The 19,985-nt window shown below is 65.4% G+C and carries 19 protein-coding genes; 16 read left to right on the top strand and 3 right to left on the bottom strand.

Annotation, left to right across the window (positions count from 1 at the left end):
- The first annotated feature begins 1 nt into the window (after position 1).
- The 5 genes from mltG to aroB are packed head-to-tail and all read left to right on the top strand — an operon-like array spanning position 2 to position 5,172.
- A complete protein-coding gene (mltG, locus tag E3T46_RS01425; RefSeq protein ID WP_134577181.1) occupies positions 2-1,420 on the top strand; it encodes an endolytic transglycosylase MltG in 1,419 nt (472 codons plus the stop codon).
- A complete protein-coding gene (locus tag E3T46_RS01420; RefSeq protein WP_134577180.1) occupies positions 1,413-2,321 on the top strand; it encodes a shikimate dehydrogenase in 909 nt (302 codons plus the stop codon). Before mltG ends, E3T46_RS01420 begins: the two co-directional genes overlap by 8 nt.
- Positions 2,322-2,326: 5 nt before the next feature.
- On the top strand, positions 2,327-3,535 hold the full coding sequence (aroC, locus tag E3T46_RS01415; RefSeq protein WP_134577179.1) for a chorismate synthase: 1,209 nt from the start codon (positions 2,327-2,329) through the stop codon (positions 3,533-3,535).
- 7 nt (positions 3,536-3,542) lie between these two features.
- A complete protein-coding gene (locus E3T46_RS01410; protein WP_174845361.1) occupies positions 3,543-4,064 on the top strand; it encodes a shikimate kinase in 522 nt (173 codons plus the stop codon).
- A 19-nt stretch (positions 4,065-4,083) separates the two neighbouring features.
- Positions 4,084-5,172, top strand: a complete 1,089-nt coding sequence (aroB, locus tag E3T46_RS01405) for a 3-dehydroquinate synthase (RefSeq protein WP_134577214.1) — start codon at positions 4,084-4,086, stop codon at positions 5,170-5,172.
- A 3-nt stretch (positions 5,173-5,175) separates the two neighbouring features.
- Here the strand turns inward: aroB and E3T46_RS01400 are convergent, their stop codons facing one another.
- The 3 genes from E3T46_RS01400 to E3T46_RS01390 all read right to left on the bottom strand — a co-directional run bounded on the left by E3T46_RS01400 (position 5,176) and on the right by E3T46_RS01390 (position 8,732).
- Positions 5,176-5,655, bottom strand: a complete 480-nt coding sequence (locus E3T46_RS01400; protein WP_134577178.1) for a DUF779 domain-containing protein — start codon at positions 5,653-5,655, stop codon at positions 5,176-5,178.
- A 142-nt stretch (positions 5,656-5,797) separates the two neighbouring features.
- Positions 5,798-7,321, bottom strand: a complete 1,524-nt coding sequence (locus E3T46_RS01395) for an aldehyde dehydrogenase family protein (protein WP_134577177.1) — start codon at positions 7,319-7,321, stop codon at positions 5,798-5,800.
- A gap of 58 nt (positions 7,322-7,379) precedes the next feature.
- Positions 7,380-8,732, bottom strand: coding sequence for a GAF domain-containing protein (locus E3T46_RS01390; RefSeq protein WP_241980395.1), 1,353 nt, complete (start codon positions 8,730-8,732; stop codon positions 7,380-7,382).
- Between the two features lie 295 nt (positions 8,733-9,027).
- On the opposite strand from E3T46_RS01390, the gene E3T46_RS01385 reads away from it, so the two are divergent.
- From E3T46_RS01385 to carB, 11 genes are all read left to right on the top strand, one after another.
- Entirely contained in the window at positions 9,028-9,432 is a 405-nt protein-coding gene (locus E3T46_RS01385) for a hypothetical protein (protein ID WP_134441007.1), read from the top strand.
- A 9-nt stretch (positions 9,433-9,441) separates the two neighbouring features.
- On the top strand, positions 9,442-9,876 hold the full coding sequence (locus tag E3T46_RS01380) for a type II 3-dehydroquinate dehydratase (RefSeq protein WP_134441006.1): 435 nt from the start codon (positions 9,442-9,444) through the stop codon (positions 9,874-9,876).
- A gap of 138 nt (positions 9,877-10,014) precedes the next feature.
- The gene (efp, locus tag E3T46_RS01375; protein WP_092107753.1) at positions 10,015-10,578 is read left to right on the top strand and encodes an elongation factor P; all 564 of its coding nucleotides are present in this window, start codon (positions 10,015-10,017) and stop codon (positions 10,576-10,578) included.
- The gene (gene nusB / locus E3T46_RS01370) at positions 10,575-10,994 is read left to right on the top strand and encodes a transcription antitermination factor NusB (RefSeq protein WP_134577175.1); all 420 of its coding nucleotides are present in this window, start codon (positions 10,575-10,577) and stop codon (positions 10,992-10,994) included. Before efp ends, nusB begins: the two co-directional genes overlap by 4 nt.
- Positions 10,995-11,043: 49 nt before the next feature.
- The gene (locus tag E3T46_RS01365) at positions 11,044-11,982 is read left to right on the top strand and encodes a thioredoxin domain-containing protein (RefSeq protein ID WP_166790147.1); all 939 of its coding nucleotides are present in this window, start codon (positions 11,044-11,046) and stop codon (positions 11,980-11,982) included.
- A gap of 105 nt (positions 11,983-12,087) precedes the next feature.
- On the top strand, positions 12,088-12,630 hold the full coding sequence (gene pyrR / locus E3T46_RS01360; protein WP_134468674.1) for a bifunctional pyr operon transcriptional regulator/uracil phosphoribosyltransferase PyrR: 543 nt from the start codon (positions 12,088-12,090) through the stop codon (positions 12,628-12,630).
- A complete protein-coding gene (locus E3T46_RS01355; protein WP_134471253.1) occupies positions 12,627-13,589 on the top strand; it encodes an aspartate carbamoyltransferase catalytic subunit in 963 nt (320 codons plus the stop codon). Before pyrR ends, E3T46_RS01355 begins: the two co-directional genes overlap by 4 nt.
- A gap of 4 nt (positions 13,590-13,593) precedes the next feature.
- Positions 13,594-14,946 (top strand): dihydroorotase, encoded by a 1,353-nt coding sequence (locus E3T46_RS01350; RefSeq protein WP_134471298.1) that lies wholly within the window; start codon positions 13,594-13,596, stop codon positions 14,944-14,946.
- Complete coding sequence (locus E3T46_RS01345) at positions 14,939-15,472, top strand: hypothetical protein (RefSeq protein WP_134577173.1); 534 nt, start codon at positions 14,939-14,941, stop codon at positions 15,470-15,472. Before E3T46_RS01350 ends, E3T46_RS01345 begins: the two co-directional genes overlap by 8 nt.
- A 64-nt stretch (positions 15,473-15,536) precedes the next feature.
- Positions 15,537-16,694: a glutamine-hydrolyzing carbamoyl-phosphate synthase small subunit gene (gene carA / locus E3T46_RS01340; RefSeq protein WP_174844312.1), complete on the top strand. Its 1,158-nt coding sequence runs from the start codon at positions 15,537-15,539 to the stop codon at positions 16,692-16,694.
- Complete coding sequence (gene carB / locus E3T46_RS01335; RefSeq protein WP_134577172.1) at positions 16,694-19,981, top strand: carbamoyl-phosphate synthase large subunit; 3,288 nt, start codon at positions 16,694-16,696, stop codon at positions 19,979-19,981. Before carA ends, carB begins: the two co-directional genes overlap by 1 nt.
- Positions 19,982-19,985: the final 4 nt, after the last annotated feature.

The following is a 19,985-nucleotide window of genomic DNA, read 5'->3' as shown; positions in this document are numbered from 1 at the left end:
CGTGCCCAGTACCCCGGAAGAGCCCCTGCCGAGCCGACGCCAGTTACGCGCGCAACAGGCCGCTGCGGAGCAGTCCGCCGCGGAACAGGGCGCGACGGAGCGAACTGGCGCCGAGCAATCCGGAGCGGGGCAATCCGGAGCCGAGCAATCCGGAGCCGAGCCGGCGGCAGCGTCCGGGGGAATGGCATCCGTTCAACCGCCGTTGCTGCCGCGACAAGCGGCCGAGTCGGCAGGAGCGGGCGATGATGCCGCTGCGTTCCTGACGGCGCGCGACGTCGGTGGCTCCGGTCGGGGTCGCACAAACCGTCGCTCACTGCTCGCGGACGAACCGCCGCGGGAGAAGAGGAGCTACAAGGGAGCCTGGGGCTGTCTGATTGTCTTTGTCGTTCTTTCCGCTCTCGTGGCCGGAGTCGCGCTGTTTCTGCAGGGACCCATCTCCCAGATTATTGCTGCCACGCAGGGGCCGGCCGACTTCACCGCGGAGGAAGCGGCGACCGGCGAAGACGTGATCGTCATGATTCACGACGGCAACGGTGGCTCGGAGATCGCCGCGACACTCGTCGAAGAGGGCGTGGTCAAGAGCTTTGATGCGTTCTACTCCATCCTGTTGCAGACGGCCCCGGAGCCGGTGTTTCAGCCCGGTGCGTACCAGCTCAAGACGAAGATGGTCGCGAGCACTGCGCTGGACGCCCTGCTCGATGAGGGCACTCGACTGAACCAGACCGTTATCGTGCCTGAGGGGACCGCGGCCGTTCACGTGCTGGCGTCGATCTCCGAGGGAACCGACATTCCCCTGGCGGACCTGCAGGCGGCGGCCGCCAATGTGGCCCAGTTCGGTCTGCCCGCCGAAGCGACCACCCTTGAGGGTTTTCTCTTTCCCGCGACGTACACCTTCTCGCCGGAGGCCACCGCCGCCGTCGCGTTGCAGACCATGGTCAACCGGCAGTATGAGGCCCTCGATGCGGCCGGTGTCGCCGTCGCAGACCGCTGGTCGACGATCGTGTTCGCCTCGTTGATCCAGCGTGAAGCCGGCCTGCGTGATGACTATTACAAGGTGTCGCGGGTATTTCAGAACCGGCTCGACCCAGCCCAATGGGACAGCGGCCTGCTGCAATCGGACGCGACCGTCGCCTATGGCACGGGCAAAACCCACCTGGTCACCACGACCGACGCCGAACGTGCCGATGCCGGCAACCCCTACAACACCTATGCGCACCCCGGCATGGTCGTCGGCCCGATCTCGAATCCCGGTGACCTCGCGATCGATGCGGCCCTGCACCCGGTCGACGGATCCTGGCTGTTTTTTGTGACGATCAACCTCGACTCCGGTGAGACGGCTTTTTCCACCACGGTCAAGGAACATGATGCTGCCGTTATCGTTTGGCAGAACTGGATGAGGGAGCACCCCGAATATGGTTGATCTGACGCTAAATCGGGCCCCATCGAACAGGCTCGCGGTGCTCGGTTCGCCGATCAAGCATTCCCGTTCGCCGTTGCTGCACCGGGCCGCCTACCGGCAGCTGGGACTGGACTGGTCCTACGATGCTGTTGAGGTGAAGGCCGGTTCGCTCGCCATGTTTCTGAGCTCTATCGGGCCGGACTGGCGTGGTCTTTCGCTCACCATGCCGCTCAAACACGAGGTGCTTCCGTTCATCGACGACTGCGACCGGGTGGCACAGCTGACCGGATCGGTCAATACCGTGCTGCTGCGCCAGGTGGCCGGGCGCGGCACCCTCACCGGCTATAACACGGATGTCGCTGGTCTGGTGCGCGCGTTGGCCGAGGGCGGCGTCACCCGGGCGAAGCACGTGACCCTGCTCGGAGCCGGCGCGACGGCGGCATCCGCTCTGATGGCCGCCGCGGAGCTCGGTACTGAGTTCGTCAGCGTGCTCGTGCGCGACCTGCCGAAGGCGCAGCCGCTCGTTGAACTCGGTCGGTCGCTCGGAGTCGTCGTCGACCTCAGTGATTTCAGCGGGTCCGGCGGCAACGGAAGCGACCTCGTGATCAGCACTCTGCCCGGCGGGACGGTGCTGCCGACCCCGCTGCCGCTCGAACTGCGCGAGCGTGCGACGCTGTTCGACGTTGCCTACTCACCGTGGCCAAGCGGGGTGGCACGCGAGTGGGAATCGGCCGGCGGAACTGTGCTGAACGGTCTCGGCATGTTGCTGCACCAGGCGCTCATCCAGGTGCGGGTGTTCGTGACCGCTGACCCCTTCGAACCACTCCCCGGCGAGCCGGACGTGCTCGCCGCCATGCGTAGTGCCCTGACCCGCGACGCGGCCCCCGGTGACACTGGCTCGCACGATGCTGTGGAAAGATAGGAACTATGCTTCGTTGGCTCACCGCCGGAGAATCCCACGGCCCCGAACTCATCGCTATTGTCGAGGGTTTGCCCGCAGGGATCCCGGTCTCCCTTGATTCGATCCGCCTCGATCTCGCGCGCCGCAAACTCGGCTACGGCCGGGGCGCGCGCATGAAATTCGAAGAGGACGAGCTCACCCTCTCCGGCGGTGTTCGGCATGGCCTCACCCTCGGCGGCCCGGTCGCACTGCGCATTGGCAACTCCGAATGGCCCAAATGGGTCGATGTGATGAGTGCCGCCCCGGTCGACCCGGCCACCCTGACGCGTGGCCGCGGGGCACCATTGACCAGGCCCCGCCCAGGTCACGCCGACCTCGCCGGCATGCAGAAGTACGGTTTTGACGAGGCGCGCCCCGTGCTGGAGCGCGCGAGTGCCCGCGAGACCGCCGCCCGCGTCGCGCTCGGCGCCGTCGCCCGCTCATTCCTGAACGAACTCGGAATCCACCTGGTCAGCCACACCATCGCCATCGGGCCGGTCCGCGTGCCCGACGGCGCGCCGCTTCCTGAGCCTGAGGACGTCGACACGCTCGATGCTGATCTGCTGCGCTGTTTCGACGCCGCGACATCCGCTCTGATGGTGGCTGAAGTGGATGCTGCCCATCACGACGGCGACACCCTCGGCGGCGTCGTCGAGGTGCTCGCCTACAATCTTCCCCCCGGGCTTGGCTCCTTCGTGCACTGGGATCGTCGGTTGGATTCCCAGCTGGCCGCGGCGCTCATGGGGATCCAGGCGATCAAGGGGGTAGAGGTCGGCGACGGCTTCGAGACCACGCGCCGCCGCGGCTCCGAGGCACACGACGAACTCGTACAAGCGGATAGCGCCATTCAGCGAGTCAGTGACAAGGCCGGCGGAACCGAGGGCGGCATGAGTACCGGAACCGTGCTGCGCGTGCGGGCCGGCATGAAGCCGATCGCGACCATTCCGCGGGCGCTGCGCACCGTCGATGTCGCCACGAGCGAGCCGGCCCCGGCGCACCACCAGCGCTCCGACGTCTGTGCGGTTCCGGCGGCCGGCGTTGTGGCCGAGGCCATGGTGGCGCTCGTGCTCGCGAACTCGGTGCTGGAGAAGTTCGGCGGAGACTCGATCGGGGAGACCCGGCGCAACCTGGAGTCGTACCTCGCCAACATTCCGGCGAACCTGCGCACGGGCGCGTCGAGCGACGCGTCGCTCTAGACCTGCGATGCTGACTCTGCGGAACGCCTTGTTGCCGATCGTGTTCATCGGTCCGATGGCCGCCGGCAAGACCAGGATCGGTCGACGAGTGGCGCGCGACCTGAATTTGCCGTTCATCGACACCGACAAGCGCATCGTCGAAAGTTACGGTCCGATTCCGGAGATCTTTGCGCGTGAGGGCGAAGAATACTTTCGCATCGTCGAACGTGAAGCGGTGGACTGGGCCCTCGGCGAGCCGGCCGTCATCTCCCTCGGCGGGGGAGCAGTGCTGCACGCCGAGACGCAGGCCGACCTCGAATCCGCGACCGTGGTGTACCTCAGCGTGACCACCGCGGCCGTCGAGGCCCGCCTCGGCGGCAGCAAACGGCCTCTCCTGGCCGGCGGTATCGGCGACTGGGAACGCATCTACAACCAGCGCCGCCCCATCTATGAGGCCCTGGCGACGATTCGCCTGGACACCTCCAACCGACCGATCACCGGCATCGCCGATGAGATCGTAAATTGGGTACAAGAAAGAAATGATGATTGAGAAGTCAGGGACAACACAGATGACCGAACAGTCCAGTACCACCGTGATCACCGTGACCGGGGTCGACAGCTATCCGGTCAGCGTGGGGCGTGGCCTGGTCAACACGGTCGCCGAGCAGCTCGGCACCGGTGTCAACAAGGTGCTCATCGTGCACACCTCGACCGTCGGCGCCCGCGCGGTCGCCCTGCGCGACAGCCTGCTCGAAACCTACGCCGAGGTTTTGCTGGCCGAAATTCCCGACGCCGAAGCGGCCAAGCGGGTTGAGGTTGCCGCGTTCTGCTGGGGCGTCATGGGCCAGTCCGACTTCAGCCGCACCGACGCCGTGATCGGCCTCGGCGGTGGCGCAGTGACCGACCTCGCCGGATTCGTGGCCGCCACCTGGCTGCGTGGCGTGAAGCTCGTGCAGATTCCCACGAGCGTACTCGGCATGGTCGATGCGGCCGTCGGCGGCAAGAACGGCATCAATACCGCCGAGGGCAAGAACCTCGTCGGCACCTTCTACGCGCCTGCCGCCGTATTGTGCGACCTCGACCTGCTCGACGCCCTGCCGAAAAACGAGATCCTCGCGGGCTTCGCCGAAATCGTCAAGGCCGGCTTCATCCAGGTTCCCGAAATCCTCGACATTATCGAAGCGGATGTCGAGCGCGCCACCGACCCGACCACCCCCGAATTCCGTCGGCTGATCGAACTGTCGATTGCCATGAAGGCGCGCATCGTGGGGGAGGACTTCAAGGAAGCCGGCCTCCGCGAGATCCTCAACTACGGTCACACCCTCGGCCACGCCGTCGAGCACGCCGAACGCTATGGCTGGCGCCACGGCGCAGCCGTCGCCGTCGGCATGATGTTCGCTGCGGAACTGGCCGCGCTCAGCGGACGGCTGTCGGTGGAGGTCGTCGACCGGCACCGCAGCATCCTGGAATCGCTGACCCTGCCGACCGGTTACCCGGTCGGACGCTGGCCCACCCTGCTGGCCACCATGCAGCGCGACAAGAAAACCCGCAGCGGGATGTTGCGCTTCGTGGTCCTCGACGATGTGGGCAAGCCCACCATCCTCGAAGGCCCGGACGCCTCGTTGCTGTTCAGCGCCTACCAGGCGATCGGGCAGTAGCCGCTACGCCGGGATTGTCGCCTGCGCGGGCGGGGCTACGGGATCCGCTTCGATCTGGTCAGTGCCGGCAAACGGGGTCATCGTGGTCATGAGCTCGGAACGGATCAGAAAGCGCACGCCGCGCGGGGCCTCTGCACTGAAGCCGCTGCCGCGGCCGGGCACCACGTCGACCGTGAGAAAGGTGTGGCTCCAGTAGTTGAACTGTTCGGCTGACATCCAGAAGTCGAGCGGCTGGGCGGGGTCGCCGGCCGGAGCGAGATCGAATTGGCCGAGCCGCACGTCCTGGTCGGAGGTGATGAACTCGTCGGCCATGAACAGCATCGGCGAACTGCCGTCGCAGCAGCCACCGGACTGGTGGAACATGAGCGGGCCGTGTTCCTCCCAAAGGCTGCGGAGCAGGTCAACGGCGACGGGTGTGAGCTCGACGCGGGGAACGGTTTCGCCGGCGATCGTGACCGACGCGGTTATTGTGGTAGTCGACATTGACGGACCTTTCTGCTCATGGCGGACCCTTCTACTGCTGTAGCGGGGCTGCCTACGACGTTACGTCGTCGACAGCCCCCGGGCCAGACCTTCAGCGAACTCCCACCGAACGGGTGGGCATCCTCTGGTCTAACGGTTCGGTTTAGAAGAAGCCGAGCTTGTTCTCGGAGTACGACACGAGCAGGTTTTTGGTCTGCTGGTAGTGACCGAGGGCGAGTTTGTTGTTTTCGCGGCCGATTCCTGAGCTCTTGTAGCCTCCGAAAGCGGCACCGGCCGGATAGGCGTGATAGTTGTTGACCCAGACGCGACCGGCCTGGATATCACGGCCAGCCCGGTAGGCGACGTTGCCGTTGCGCGACCAGACCCCGGCACCGAGACCATAAATCGTGTCGTTGGCGATCGAGATGGCATCCTCGTAGTCGGTGAAGCTCGTCACGGCGAGCACCGGTCCGAAGATCTCCTCCTGGAACAAGCGCATCTTGTTGTGGCCCTCGAAGATGGTCGGCTGCACGTAGTAGCCGTCGGTGAGGTCGCCGCCGAGGTCGGCACGTTCGCCACCGAGGGCCAGCTTGGCACCCTCCTTGGTTCCGATGTCGATGTAGGAGAGGATCTTCTCAAGCTGGTCGTTGCTGGCCTGCGCGCCCATCTGGGTGTCGGTGTCGAGCGGGTTGCCCTGAATGATCTTCTTAGCGCGGGTGACAGCGTCGCCGAGGAAGCTGTCGTAGATCGGCTTCTGCAGCAGGGCTCGGCTTGGGGCCGTGCAGACCTCGCCCTGGTTGAAGGCGAACAGCACGAAGCCTTCCTGGGCCTTGTCATAGAAGGCATCCTTCTCCTGCGCGACGTCGCTGAAGAAGATGTTCGGGCTCTTGCCGCCGAGCTCAACGGTCGACGGAATGATGTTGGCCGAAGCATATTGCAAAATGAGGCGACCGGTCGTGGTCTCACCGGTGAAGGCGATCTTGCGGATGCGGTTGCTCGAGGCGAGCGGCTTGCCGGCCTCCAGGCCGAAACCGTTGACGACGTTGACAACGCCCGGGGGGAGGATATCGCCGATGAGTTCCAGCAGCACGAGGATCGAGACCGGGGTCTGCTCGGCGGGCTTGAGGACGACGGCGTTGCCGGCGGCGAGGGCCGGGGCGAGCTTCCAGACGGCCATCAGGATGGGGAAGTTCCAGGGGATGATCTGGCCGACGACGCCGAGCGGTTCGTGGAACTGGTACGAGACGGTGTCGCCGTCGAGCTGGGCGTGGTCGCCGTCCTGGGCGCGGATCGCCGAGGCGAAGTAACGGAAGTGGTCGGCGGCGAGGGGGATGTCGGCGTTGATGGTCTCGCGCACGGCCTTGCCGTTGTCCCAGGTCTCGGCGACGGCGAGCATTTCGGTGTTGGCGTCGATAATGTCGGCGATCTTGTTCAGCACGGCTGCGCGCTCGGCGGGGCTGGTCTTGCCCCAGGCCGGTGCGGCCTTGTGCGCGGCGTCGAGGGCCAGCTCGATGTCTTCGGCCGTGCCGCGAGCGACCTCGGTGAACGGCTTGCCGGTGACCGGGGTGATGTCTTCGAAGTACTGGCCCTTGACCGGGGCGACCCATTCGCCGCCGATCCAGTTCTCGTACCGCGACTTAAAGGTAACTTTGGAGCCGGGTGTTCCGGGGACTGCGTAGACGGTCATGTCACTCCTATATATCGACGACGGTGTCGGGCTCGCAATGCTGCGGCCTGCTTCGACTCTAGGAGTGGGAACGTTGCAGAATGTTGCGATGCCCGCCGATTTCGTCTTCAATGCGCGCCAGGTGCGCCACGACCATTGCGCGTTTGGGTGAACGGGCCGGGAGCAGCTCCAGGCAGGCACGCCACACCTCGGTGTCCCAGGTGGCCTCTTCGGTGCGCGCGTAGCGCAGCAGCAGGTCGACCGACGCATCGGCGAGCATGGCCTCGCGCAGCCGGCTGCTCACTTCCTGGCGAATTTCGACGATACCGGGCGCTGACGATGCCGGCAGCACAGCTCCGCGGTAGGCGCCCAGGGCGACGCGGTGGGCGCCGCGCTCGAGGAAGGCCAGCACGCGTTGGGCATCGAGCTCGAGTTTGGATTCCAACCGATACGGGCGGGACGTGATCGTGATGGGGGAGTCGAGGAGCGCGAGTACCTTCCGTACCCGCACCATTTCGGCGCGCAGCGTCTCCACCGCAGTGTCCTGGTCCGAGAGAAAGCTGGCCAGGCGATCGGCAGAAAGTCCTTCGCGGTGCCAGGCCAGGAGCGTGAGAATCTCGGTGTGGCGGGGCGAGACATCCACTATTCTGCTGCCGCAGTGCAGCTGGCCGTGATCGGTACCGAGAACGCTCAGGCCGGCCGGCGCCAGTCGCGGCACGCTCAGCGACACTGATGCCCGCGACCGCGGGGCGGGCGGTGAATCGGCCGGTCGGTCGAGGCGTTGGATGCGCAGCTCCGCCTCCATCGCGGCGACGGCAGCCTCGACCAGCGGCAGGGTCTGTGGTGCGACAGCCTGGTCGCCGCCGGTGATGTCGATGACCCCCAGGATCTTGCCGGTGTCCGGGTCGTGAATGGGCACCGCCGTGCAGCTCCACGGGTGCGCCAGAGCGTTGAAGTGTTCAGCGCGCCGAATCTGGATTCCGCGGTCGAGGGCCAGCGCCGTTCCCGGTGCGCTCGTGCCGACCCGGCTCTCCGACCAGTCGGCGCCCTCGACGAAGAGCATCTCCTCAACCCGGCGGCGCAGCACTCGATCGCCGTCGATCCAGAGCAGCCGACCGGATTCGTCACCGATGGCAACGATCAGCTCGGCGTCGATGGCGTGGCGGATGAGCAGGTTGTGCACGACGGGTAGCACTGCGGCGAGCGGATGCTGATTGCGCAGGTCGCGCAATTCGCTGTCGGTCAGCGTCCGCTCAGGAGCCACACTCGACGGGTCGAGGCGGAGCGACAGCGAACGCTGCCAGGAGTCCTGCACGAGCTGGCGCACCCCGGTTTTAAAGACTCGATCGGTGATGGCGGATTCGTGGGCCCGCTCCAGGGCGACAATGCTCTCCCGCGCGTCGCCGGTCGGGACCGACGAAGAACTCTTCAAGCCGTATCCCATGAGCGTCTGCCTCCGTTAGCAGTGGACGGGTTCGTGCTGCCGAGATCGGCGTCGGTGTCAGTCTAGGGTAGCTGCTAGAGATTTCCCGGAGTGCTGGGCAGTCTCTGCCCTTTGGGACTCTGAACCACGGTTGTTCGATCCGCCGACAGGCGCGAGGACTACGAACCTGCCACGGGAGCGACGGCCCCGATTTCGTCGCCGGAAGATATCCACAGGCGAGGAGTGGCACATATTTTTTGTGCATTACCTCGGTGCAGGCGGATGTCCCGCCCATTCTGGGCGCATGACGATGACAACGAAACTCGAAGACGCCCCGCCCGTGACCACACTGCAGGAGGCCCGCACGCGCGTCTTCGACTTGGTCGGTCACGCCATCCGTCCACAGCTCTGGCTCATGTTGCTCGATCCGTATGGCCAGCAGTTGTCCGTGCTAATCCCGATTGACGGCATTCCGGTGCGGCCCGAGCCCGGGTCAACCCAGCCCTTCGCCGTGCGCATCAATGACATGCTCGCCCAGGAGGCCCCTGGCGGCAGCATCATTCTGACTCTGGAGCGGCCGGGCTCCGCCGCCCTGACCGCACCGGACCAGGCCTGGGCCGCCGAATTGACCCAGTCCTTCGGGAAGCTCATGCGCATCACGGGCCTGTTCGTCGCGCACGACGACGGAGTCGCGGTTCTCACACCCTAGGCTGAGGCGATGAATACAGTGCTGGTTCTGAACGGTCCGAACCTCGGGCGCCTGGGCAGTCGTGAACCCGATGTCTATGGGTCGGCCAACCTGGACGATCTGCGTGTGCTGCTCGTCGCATCCGCTCGTGATGGAGTCGTGATTGACCTGCGGCAGACCGACGACGAGGCCGAACTCATCCACTGGCTGTATGAGGCCGTCGATGAGCGGATGCCGGTGATCCTGAATCCCGCCGCGTTTACCCACTACAGCTACGCCTTGCGGGATGCCGCGGCCCTCGTGACCAAGGCCGGCCTGCCGCTGATCGAGGTGCACATCTCGAATCCGCACGCGCGCGAGACGTTTCGCCACACCAGCGTCGTGAGCGCCATCGCGACCGGCGTGATCGCGGGCCTCGGCTTCGACTCCTATCGCCTGGCGCTCGACTTCGTCACCCAGCCGTAATCGACAATTGCTCTGCAGTGCCTTTGGAGCCTGTGCCTCTGAAGCCTGTGCCTTTGAAACCTGTGGCTTGGACACGTAGACTCGACAAGGTGCCATTTGCACCCGCGCACCTTATCAATTGAACGGAACACCCCTCCCATGGCTTCTACCGCTGATATCAGAAACGGCGTCGTACTCAACATGGATGGCCAGCTTTGGGCCGTCGTCGAGTTTCAGCACGTCAAGCCGGGCAAGGGTGGCGCCTTCGTTCGCACCAAGATGAAGAACGTCGTCTCGGGCAAGACCGTTGACCGCACGTTCAACGCCGGCGCGAAGATCGAGACCGAAAACGTCGATCGCCGCGACTTTCAGTACCTCTACAACGACGGCGACGCCTACGTTTTCATGGATGTGGCCGACTACGACCAGATCACCGTCTCCGCCGCCGTCGTCGGCGATGCGAGCAACTTCATGCTCGAAAACCAGGCCGTGACCGTGGCGCTGCACAACGGCAACCCGCTCTATGTCGAGCTGCCGGCATCCGTTACCCTCGAAATCACCTACACCGAGCCGGGTCTGCAGGGCGACCGTTCCACCGGCGGCACCAAGCCGGCCACCGTGGAGACCGGCTACCAGATTCAGGTTCCGCTGTTCCTCGAGCAGGGCACCAAGGTCAAGGTCGACACCCGCACCGGCGACTACCTCGGTCGCGTCAACGAATGAGCGCTCGTACCAAGGCCCGCAAGCGCGCCATCGACATTCTGTATGCCGCCGATGTGCGTCAGATCAGCATTCCGGAGTCGCTCGCAACCGAGGCCGAGCGTGCCGCGAGCGAGCCGGCACGTCTGGCTTCCTGGCTGTACGCCCGTGAGCTCGTCGATGGGGTCGTCGACCATCGCGAAGAGATCGATGAACTGATCGAAACGTACTCGCAGGGCTGGTCCCTCGCGCGCATGCCCAATATTGATCGCGCCATTCTGCGCATCGGAATCTGGGAGATTCTGTACAACGACGCCGTTCCGCACGCCGTCGCGATCGATGAGGCCGTTGAAGCGGCCAAAATTCTCTCAACGGATGACTCGGCCGGGTTTGTCAACGGATTGCTCGGCAAGATCGCTCAGACCGGTCCGTCGGCCTAACTCGGCGAATCGCCGCTTCCAGCGCGCACCGTCAACGAAGGGCACGAAGATGACCAGCACCGGACAAGGCGCCCAGCCGAACCGGCCGAACCCGTACGCACCGCCGGCCGAGCCGATAACCGCCTTTGCGATGGCGCCGAAGACCAACACCATGGCGATCGTGTCGTTCGTCTCGTCATTGGTGATCGGGCTCGTCGGCATCATCACGGGTCACATCGCCCTCGGGCAGATTCGAGCTCGCGGTGAGGTCGGCCGCGGTTTCGCCCTGGCCGGCCTCATCATCGGGTACGTCAGCACCGCGGTGTTCGTGATCCTGGTGGCACTCGCGGTCATCTTCGCATCCGCTCTCGCAGCATTTCTGGTGAACGTCGGATCCAACGCGGGCTCGTCCAGCTCGTCGTCAGCTCCGCTGCCGACCGGTGAGCTGGGCGCCGCCAACTTCGATGGCGGCTATCTCGAATTCGGTGCCGGTCCGGTCATTATCGACGAATACATCGATCCGATGTGCCCGTTCTGCGCCCAGTTCGAGCAGACCAATGGGGAACTGCTTCTCGCCGGCGTCGAGAGCGGCGTCATCACCCTGCGCGTGCACTCATTGACCTTTCTGGACAGCAAATCGCAGGGCACGAACTACTCGAGTCGGGCTTCGGCGGCGCTGACCTGCCAGGCCACGCTCAACCCCGGCGAGACCCTCGATTTTCTGTCGGAGCTGTTCGCGAACCAGCCGCTCGAGAACACCACGGGGCTGAGCGACGCCGACCTCGCCGACCTGGCTGGGGGTGATGCGAACATCACCGACTGTATTCAAAACGGGGACTATCAGGCCTGGTCGCAGCAGAACACCGAGTCCGCGCTGACCGGTCCGATCGCGGGAGCCGAGATCGAGGCCGTATCCGGCACCCCGACCGTGCTTGTTGACGGCGCGCAATACCGGGGCAGCCTCACCAATCAGGCCGAATTCTCCGCCTTCGTCGCCGCCGCGTTCTAGCTGCCTCGAACTCCAAGCAGACTCCCGGCTCGGGAACGGCTAAGCTAGACCCATTCAGACATCCTTTAATGATCCGTCCTGTGAGACGGGGAAGGAGGTCGGCATTTGGCGCACATTGTGCTCACTCAGGCTGACATCACCCGCGCGTTGACTCGAATCTCCCACGAGATCCTGGAGTCCAATCGGGGCCCGGACAACCTCGTCATCCTCGGCATTCCGACCCGCGGCGTCATTCTGGCCCACCGGATTGCCGAGATCATCCAGCGGATCGAACCGGCCGCGACCCCGGTGCGGGTCGGTTCCCTGGACGTGACGCTGTACCGCGATGACCTCGCGCACGGCCGCACGCGCACCCCCTCGCGCACCCAGATCCCCGGCAGCATCAACGGCGCCACGGTGGTCCTCGTCGACGACGTGCTCTACTCGGGGCGCACCATCCGCAGTGCTCTGGATGCGCTCGGCGACCACGGCCGCCCGAACATCGTGCGGCTGGCCGTGCTCGTCGACCGCGGGCATCGCGAACTGCCGATCCGCGCTGATTTCGTCGGTCGCAACCTGCCAACGGCTGCCGACGAGCGCATCAACGTGCACATCGACGAGGTCGACGGCGACGAATTCGTCTCGATCGACGGGCGGAGTGAGCAATGAGGCATCTGCTCTCGACCAAGGACATCGCCCGCGATGAGGTCATCAACCTGCTCGACATTGCCGAGGACATGGCGGATGTCGGCCAGCGTGAGGTCAAAAAACTCCCGACCCTGCGCGGCAAGACCGTCGTCAACCTGTTCTTCGAAGACTCCACCCGCACCCGCATCTCGTTCGAGGCCGCCGCGAAACGGCTGAGCGCCGATGTGATCAACTTCAGCGCCAAGGGATCCAGCGTCTCCAAGGGCGAAAGCCTCAAGGACACCGCGCAGACCCTCGCCGCGATCGGCGCCGACGGCGTCGTCATTCGCCACCCGGCCTCCGGCGCCCCCGCGGTGCTCGCCGCTAGCGGATGGATCGATGCCGGCATCATCAACGCCGGCGACGGTACCCATGAACATCCCACCCAGGCGCTGCTCGATGCCTTCACCATCCGGCGCCGCATCCACGGAGCGGCATCCCGCGGCAAGGGACTCGATGACGTCACCGTCACGATCGTCGGCGACGTGCTGCACTCCCGCGTCGCCCGCTCCAACCTATGGCTGCTCACCACCCTCGGCGCCGAAGTCACGTTCGTCGCCCCGCCGACGCTGCTGCCGAGTGATACCTCGCTCTGGCCCGCCCGGTTCAGCTTCGACCTGGACGACGCCATCGATGCCGGCCCGGATGTGGTCATGATGCTGCGCATTCAGACTGAACGGATGAGCGCGGCCTTCTTCCCCAGCACCCGCGAGTACTCCCGGGTCTGGGGACTGGATGACGCGCGTTTCGGCCGGCTCGGTCCGGCTAGCATTGTTATGCACCCCGGCCCGATGAATCGCGGTCTGGAGATCTCATCTGCGGCGGCCGACTCCGCCAACTCGACAGTGCTCGAACAGGTCACCAACGGCGTCTCCGTGCGAATGGCCGCGCTCTACTTGCTCTTATCCGGTGACCGGAAGGAATCGAAGAATGCCGATTGACGGAATGGCCCAACGCTGGCTCATACGCGGGGCGACCCTGCCGGACGGCACGAGCACGGACATCCGTTTGGATGGTGCGCGCATCGCTGAGCTGGGAACCGGCCTCTCGCAGAGCGGCGCGAGCGTGATCGACGCCGCCGGCCTCGTAGCGTTGCCCGGCCTCGTCGACCTGCACGCCCACCTGCGTGAACCCGGGTACGAGCACAGCGAAACCGTGCTGAGCGGCAGCCGTGCCGCTGCCCGCGGCGGGTTCACGAGTGTGTTCGCCATGGCCAACACTCTGCCGGCCCAGGACACCGCCGGGGTGGTCGAACAGGTGCTCGCGCTCGGCGAAAGCGCCGGCTACGTCGACGTGCAGCCGATCGGCGCGGTCACCGTAGGGCTGGCCGGCAAACAACTCGCCGAATTGGGCGCCATGGCATCGAGTCGGGCCAGGGTGCGGGTATTTTCCGATGACGGATTCTGCGTCTCGGACCCGCTCCTCATGCGTCGCGCCCTCGAATACGTCAAGTCCTTCGACGGCGTCATCGCGCAGCACTCCCAGGAACCACGCCTGACCGAAAAAGCCCAGATGAACGAGGGTGCCCTCTCCGGCGAACTCGGCCTCGTGGGCTGGCCGGCCGTCGCCGAGGAATCGATCATCGCCCGCGACGTACTCTTGGCCGAACACGTTGGCTCCCGCCTGCACGTCTGCCACGTTTCCACCGCCGGCTCCGTCGACGTCATCCGCTGGGCCAAGGCCCGCGGCATCCAGGTGACCGCCGAGGTCACCCCACACCACCTGCTGCTCACCGAAGATCTCGTGCGTGGCTACGACGCCCGATTCAAGGTCAATCCTCCGTTGCGCAGCCGTGAAGACGTCGAAGCGCTGCGGGCCGGACTCGCCGATGGCACGATCGACATCGTCGCGACCGACCACGCTCCGCACCCGGCCGAAAGCAAGGACTGCGAGTGGGATGCCGCTGCCAACGGCATGGTCGGGCTGGAATCAGCCCTGTCGGTCGTGCACGCCGCGGTCGTCGCGAACGGAATGCTCAACTGGTCCGACATCGAACGCGTGCTCTCCCGCACGCCCGCTCAAATCGGCCGGATCACCGGTCAGGGCAAACCGATCGCGGTCGGGTCGCCAGCCGAACTGACCCTGTACGATCCCGCTGCCACCCGCGTCTTCGGTCGCGCCGACCTGTCGGGCACGAGCGTGAACTCGCCGTACCTGTCGATGACGCTGCCCGGCGAGGTGCGGGCGACCTTCCACCGCGGCTACGCCACGGTGCTCGACGGAACTGTGCAGGGCGAAATCGCGCGCAGCAGCCTCGAAATAGCCGGCCACGCGCGCGGAGTCCCGACCCATGGATAGGTCCATTCCCGCCATCATTACGGCGCTCTTTCTGCTGGGCGTACTCGTGCTGATGTGGCGCAGCTGGCACAAGCGCAGCCAACGTGACCGTACGCTCACGGCCGGTTACCCCCGGCCGGAGGGCGGCGCTGCCGCCGACCTGTTGGCGACCGCCGAAGCGTACTACGTGGCCACGACCCCGCGGGACGCCCCGCTGGAGCGACTGGCCATTCCCGGCCTGGGTTTTCGGGCCCGTGCCGCCCTGACCGTGACCGCGCAGGGCATCACTCTCGACCTAGATGGCAACGCGCCCCTGTACGTGCCCGGCGACGCCATCGACCAGGTCGGTGCAGCGCAGCTCGCCATCGATCGCGTCGTCGAAACCGACGGGCTGGTTCGCCTGAGCTGGCGCCTGAACACGCCCGGCACCGACCGCCGCGACGTTGACAGCTTTTTCCGCATTATCGACCCGAACGATCGAGCCCGTCTCATCGATTCCATCCGAACCATTACGGCCCCGGCCCATCAAGACGAAAGTGAGGCCTGACGTGCCCGACTCGACCGCACCAGACCAGGCAGAAGCATCCGTTGCCCTGACGCCCACCTTCTTGGTGACCGACAAGCCCGGCCCGGCCGTGCTCGTGCTCGAAGACGGCCGCCGATTCGTCGGCCGCAGCTACGGGAGCGAGGGGCAGACGCTCGGCGAGATCGTCTTCGCCACCGGTATGACCGGCTATCAGGAAACCCTGACCGACCCGTCCTATGCCGGCCAGATCGTGCTGATGACCGCCCCGCACGTGGGCAATACCGGGATGAACGACGAAGATATGGAATCCAGGCAGATCTGGGTGGCCGGCTTCATCGTGCGCGAACCCGCTCGGATCGCCTCAAATTTTCGTGCCACCCGCACCCTCGACGATGACCTCGAAGCAAACGGCGTCGTCGGCATCAGCGGCGTCGACACCCGTGCGATCACCCGCCACATCCGCTCGGCGGGCGCCATGAAGAGTGGAATCTTCTCGGGCGACCTGTTCGGCCTGTCCGACAGCGAACAGCTCGAACGCGTGCTCGGTGGCGCTGCTATGCGCGGCCGCAACCTGTCGCTCGAGGTCTCGACCGTTGAACCCTTCTCCATTCCCGCACAGGGAGAACGCATCGGCTCCGTCGCGGTGCTCGACCTCGGTGTGAAGACCAGCACCCTCACCTACCTCGCCGAACGGGGCTTCGAGGTGCTCGTCCTTCCTCAGTCGGTCACCGCCGAACATGTTCTGTCGCTGAAACCCTCCGCCCTGTTCTTCTCGAACGGACCCGGCGATCCGGCCGCTTCCGACGCCCACGTGGATCTGCTGCAGGAAGTACTCCGTGCGGGCATTCCCTACTTCGGTATCTGCTTCGGCAACCAGCTGCTCGGCCGTGCCCTCGGTTTTCGCACCTACAAGCTGCCGTTCGGGCATCGTGGTATCAACCAGCCGGTTCTCGACAAGACCACCGGGCGGGTCGAGATCACCTCGCAAAACCACGGCTTCGCCGTTGATATGCCGATTGAGGGCGTGCATGACTCTCGCACCGGATTCGGTCGGGTCGAGGTGAGCCACTACAGCCTCAACGACCAAGTGGTCGAGGGCATCCGCTGCCTCGATATCAACGCTTTCTCGGTGCAGTACCACCCGGAGGCCGCCTCCGGCCCACACGACGCCAACCACCTTTTCGATCGATTCAGAGACGTTGTTCTGGCTGCGCAGTCAGCCGTTGCAGGAGAAACCAAATAATGCCCAAGCGCGACGATATCAACAGTGTTCTTGTCATCGGCAGCGGCCCGATCGTTATCGGCCAGGCCTGCGAGTTTGACTACTCCGGCACCCAGGCCTGCCGTGTGCTGCGCGAAGAGGGCGTGCGCGTCATCCTCGTCAATTCCAACCCGGCCACCATCATGACCGACCCCGACTTTGCCGACGCGACCTACATCGAACCGATCACGGCCGAAATTCTTGAGACGATCATCGCCAAGGAACGACCGGATGCGATTCTGCCCACCCTGGGCGGGCAGACTGCGCTCAATGCGGCGATCCAGCTGCACGAACGCGGAATCCTCGAAAAGTACGACGTTGAGCTGATCGGGGCGAGCTTCGACGCCATCAACAAGGGCGAAGATCGCATGATCTTCAAGCAGCTTGTGCTCGACGCCGGCGCCGACGTAGCCCGCTCCTTCATCGCCAAGACGGTCGAGGAGGCCGTCGGTTACGCCGAAGACCTCGGCTACCCGCTCGTCGTACGCCCCTCCTTCACCATGGGGGGCCTCGGCTCTGGCTTCGCCTACACCGAGGTGGAACTGCGCCGCATCGTCACCGACGGCCTGCACCACAGCCCGACCACCGAGGTTCTGCTCGAAGAATCCATCCTCGGCTGGAAGGAATACGAGCTCGAAATGATGCGCGACACGGCCGACAACACGGTCGTCGTCTGCTCCATCGAAAACGTCGACCCGGTCGGTGTGCACACCGGCGACTCGATCACCGTCGCCCCCGCGCTGACCCTGACCGACCGCGAGTTCCAGCACCTGCGCGACATCTCAATCGACATCATCCGCGCCGTCGGCGTCGACACCGGCGGCTGCAATATTCAGTTCGCCATCAACCCGGCCGACGGCCGGGTCATCGTCATCGAGATGAACCCGCGCGTCTCGCGCTCGTCCGCCCTGGCCAGCAAGGCGACCGGCTTTCCGATCGCCAAGATCGCCGCGAAGCTGAGCCTCGGCTACCGTCTCGACGAGATTCCCAACGACATCACCGGCGTCACCCCGGCGAGCTTTGAACCGACCCTCGACTACGTCGTGGTCAAGGTGCCGCGCTTCGCGTTTGAGAAGTTCCCGGCTGCCGACCAGCGACTGACCACGACCATGAAGTCGGTCGGTGAGGCGATGGCTATCGGCCGCAGCTTCGCATCCGCTTTGCAGAAGGCCCTTCGCTCGTTGGAGAAGCGCGGATCGAGCTTTCACTGGGGCGAAGAAACCCGTTCTGTTGACGAACTGCTCGCCGCCGCCGAGATTCCCACCGACGGCCGCATCGTCACCGTGCAGCAGGCCCTGCGCCGCGGCGCGACGATCGACCAGGTCTTCACCGCGACCAAGATCGACCCGTGGTTCATCGACCAGATCGTGCTGATCAACGAGATCGCCGAGCAGGTCCGGGCTGCCGACCGCCTCGACCGTGACGTGATGATTCTCGCCAAAGACCACGGCTTCTCCGACGCTCAGATCGGGCAGTTGCGCGGTTTCGGCGAAGCGGATGTCCGCACCGTGCGTCACATTCTCGGCGTGCGTCCGGTCTTCAAGACCGTTGACACCTGCGCGGGGGAGTTCCCGGCCCTCACGCCGTACCACTACTCCAGCTACGACGACGAGACCGAGGTTGTCGCCAGCGACCGCCGCAAGGTCGTCATTCTCGGCTCCGGGCCGAACCGCATCGGCCAGGGCGTCGAATTCGACTACTCCTGCGTACACGCCTCCTTCGCGCTGTCCGAGGCCGGCTACGAGACCATCATGATCAACTGCAACCCGGAGACGGTCTCCACCGATTACGACACGAGCGACCGGCTCTACTTCGAACCGCTCACGCTCGAAGACGTGCTCGAGGTCATCCACGCCGAAAGCCAGAGCGGCGAACTCGTCGGTGTGGTCGTGCAGCTCGGCGGCCAGACCGCCCTGAGCCTGGCCCGCGGCCTTGAAGCGGCCGGTATCCCCATTCTCGGCACCACCCCCGACGCGATCGACCTCGCCGAGGAACGCGGACTGTTCTCGAAGATTCTCGACGACGCCGGCCTGCTCGCGCCGCGCAACGGCACCGCGATCGACTTCGGCGGCGCCGTCGTGGTGGCCGAAGAAATCGGCTACCCGGTACTGGTACGTCCGAGCTACGTCCTCGGCGGCCGCGGCATGGAGATCGTCTACGATTCCCCCTCACTCGCGGACTACTTCACCCGCATGGCCGGGCAGGGAATCATCGGCGCCGGGCATCCGCTTCTGGTCGACCGCTTTCTGGACGACGCCATCGAAATCGACGTCGACGCCATCTATGACGGCCACGAGCTGTACATCGGCGGCGTCATGGAGCACATCGAAGAGGCCGGCATCCACTCCGGGGACTCGAGCTGCACCCTGCCGCCGGTCACCCTCGGTCGCGCCGAAATCGACCGGGTACGCGAAGCCACCCTCGGCATCGCCCGCGGTATCGGCGTGAAGGGCCTGCTCAACGTGCAGTTCGCCATCGGCGCTGGCGTGCTCTACGTCCTCGAAGCCAACCCGCGCGCCTCCCGCACAGTGCCGTTCGTGGCCAAGGCCCTCGGCATCACGCTCGCCAAGGCCGCAGCGCTCATTATGGTCGGCTCGACCATCGCCGAACTCAAGGCCGCGGGCAAGCTACCGCTCATCGACGGCTCCCGGGTGCCGATCGAATCGCCGGTTGCCGTGAAGGAAGCCGTGCTGCCGTTCAACCGGTTCCGCACCCCGGAGGGCCTCGTCGTCGACTCTATCCTCGGCCCGGAGATGCGTTCCACCGGCGAGGTCATGGGCATCGACCGCGACTTCCCGCGGGCCTTCGCCAAGAGCCAGCTCGCGGCGTACGGGGGAATCCCGCTCTCCGGCACCGTCTTCGTGTCGGTCTCCGACCGGGACAAGCGCTCGATCATTCTGCCGATGCTGCGCCTGCAGCAGCTCGGCTACTCCATTACCGCAACCATCGGCACCGCCGAGGTGCTGCAGCGAAACGGGATCCGCGCGCGCGTGGTGACCAAGTTCAGCGAGAAGGCGGGGGAGGACGACGTCTCAATCGTCGAACTCATTCGCCGCGAAGAGATCCAGATCGTCATCAACACCCCCGGTGGCAGCACCGCCCGGGCCGACGGGTACGAGATTCGCGCCGCCGCCGTGGCCGGAGACCTTCCCCTGTTCACCACAATCGCCGAGCTCAGCGCTGCGGTCGCTTCGATCGATTCGATTCGCGACGGGTTCGAGGTGACCTCGCTTCAGGAATACGCCACGGCCCGCACGGCCTTACTGTGAACGG

Source organism: Cryobacterium sp. Hh11, from assembly GCF_004404045.1.
Classification (GTDB): domain Bacteria; phylum Actinomycetota; class Actinomycetes; order Actinomycetales; family Microbacteriaceae; genus Cryobacterium; species Cryobacterium levicorallinum.
This window is presented reverse-complemented; position numbering and strand designations above follow the sequence as displayed.

Excerpts from the sequence above, each read along its gene's own strand:
- E3T46_RS01395 (WP_134577177.1), bottom strand. The coding sequence starts at position 7,321 with ATGACCGTCTACGCAGTCCCCGGAACACCCGGCTCCAAAGTTACCTTT.
- E3T46_RS01400 (WP_134577178.1), bottom strand. The coding sequence starts at position 5,655 with ATGTCGACTACCACAATAACCGCGTCGGTCACGATCGCCGGCGAAACC.
- E3T46_RS01380 (WP_134441006.1), top strand. The coding sequence starts at position 9,442 with ATGAATACAGTGCTGGTTCTGAACGGTCCGAACCTCGGGCGCCTGGGC.
- E3T46_RS01385 (WP_134441007.1), top strand. The coding sequence starts at position 9,028 with ATGACGATGACAACGAAACTCGAAGACGCCCCGCCCGTGACCACACTG.
- E3T46_RS01365 (WP_166790147.1), top strand. The coding sequence starts at position 11,044 with ATGACCAGCACCGGACAAGGCGCCCAGCCGAACCGGCCGAACCCGTAC.
- E3T46_RS01420 (WP_134577180.1), top strand. The coding sequence starts at position 1,413 with ATGGTTGATCTGACGCTAAATCGGGCCCCATCGAACAGGCTCGCGGTG.
- E3T46_RS01355 (WP_134471253.1), top strand. The coding sequence starts at position 12,627 with ATGAGGCATCTGCTCTCGACCAAGGACATCGCCCGCGATGAGGTCATC.
- E3T46_RS01410 (WP_174845361.1), top strand. The coding sequence starts at position 3,543 with ATGCTGACTCTGCGGAACGCCTTGTTGCCGATCGTGTTCATCGGTCCG.
- E3T46_RS01350 (WP_134471298.1), top strand. The coding sequence starts at position 13,594 with ATGGCCCAACGCTGGCTCATACGCGGGGCGACCCTGCCGGACGGCACG.
- nusB (WP_134577175.1), top strand. The coding sequence starts at position 10,575 with ATGAGCGCTCGTACCAAGGCCCGCAAGCGCGCCATCGACATTCTGTAT.
- efp (WP_092107753.1), top strand. The coding sequence starts at position 10,015 with ATGGCTTCTACCGCTGATATCAGAAACGGCGTCGTACTCAACATGGAT.
- aroC (WP_134577179.1), top strand. The coding sequence starts at position 2,327 with ATGCTTCGTTGGCTCACCGCCGGAGAATCCCACGGCCCCGAACTCATC.
- carB (WP_134577172.1), top strand. The coding sequence starts at position 16,694 with ATGCCCAAGCGCGACGATATCAACAGTGTTCTTGTCATCGGCAGCGGC.
- E3T46_RS01345 (WP_134577173.1), top strand. The coding sequence starts at position 14,939 with ATGGATAGGTCCATTCCCGCCATCATTACGGCGCTCTTTCTGCTGGGC.
- aroB (WP_134577214.1), top strand. The coding sequence starts at position 4,084 with ATGACCGAACAGTCCAGTACCACCGTGATCACCGTGACCGGGGTCGAC.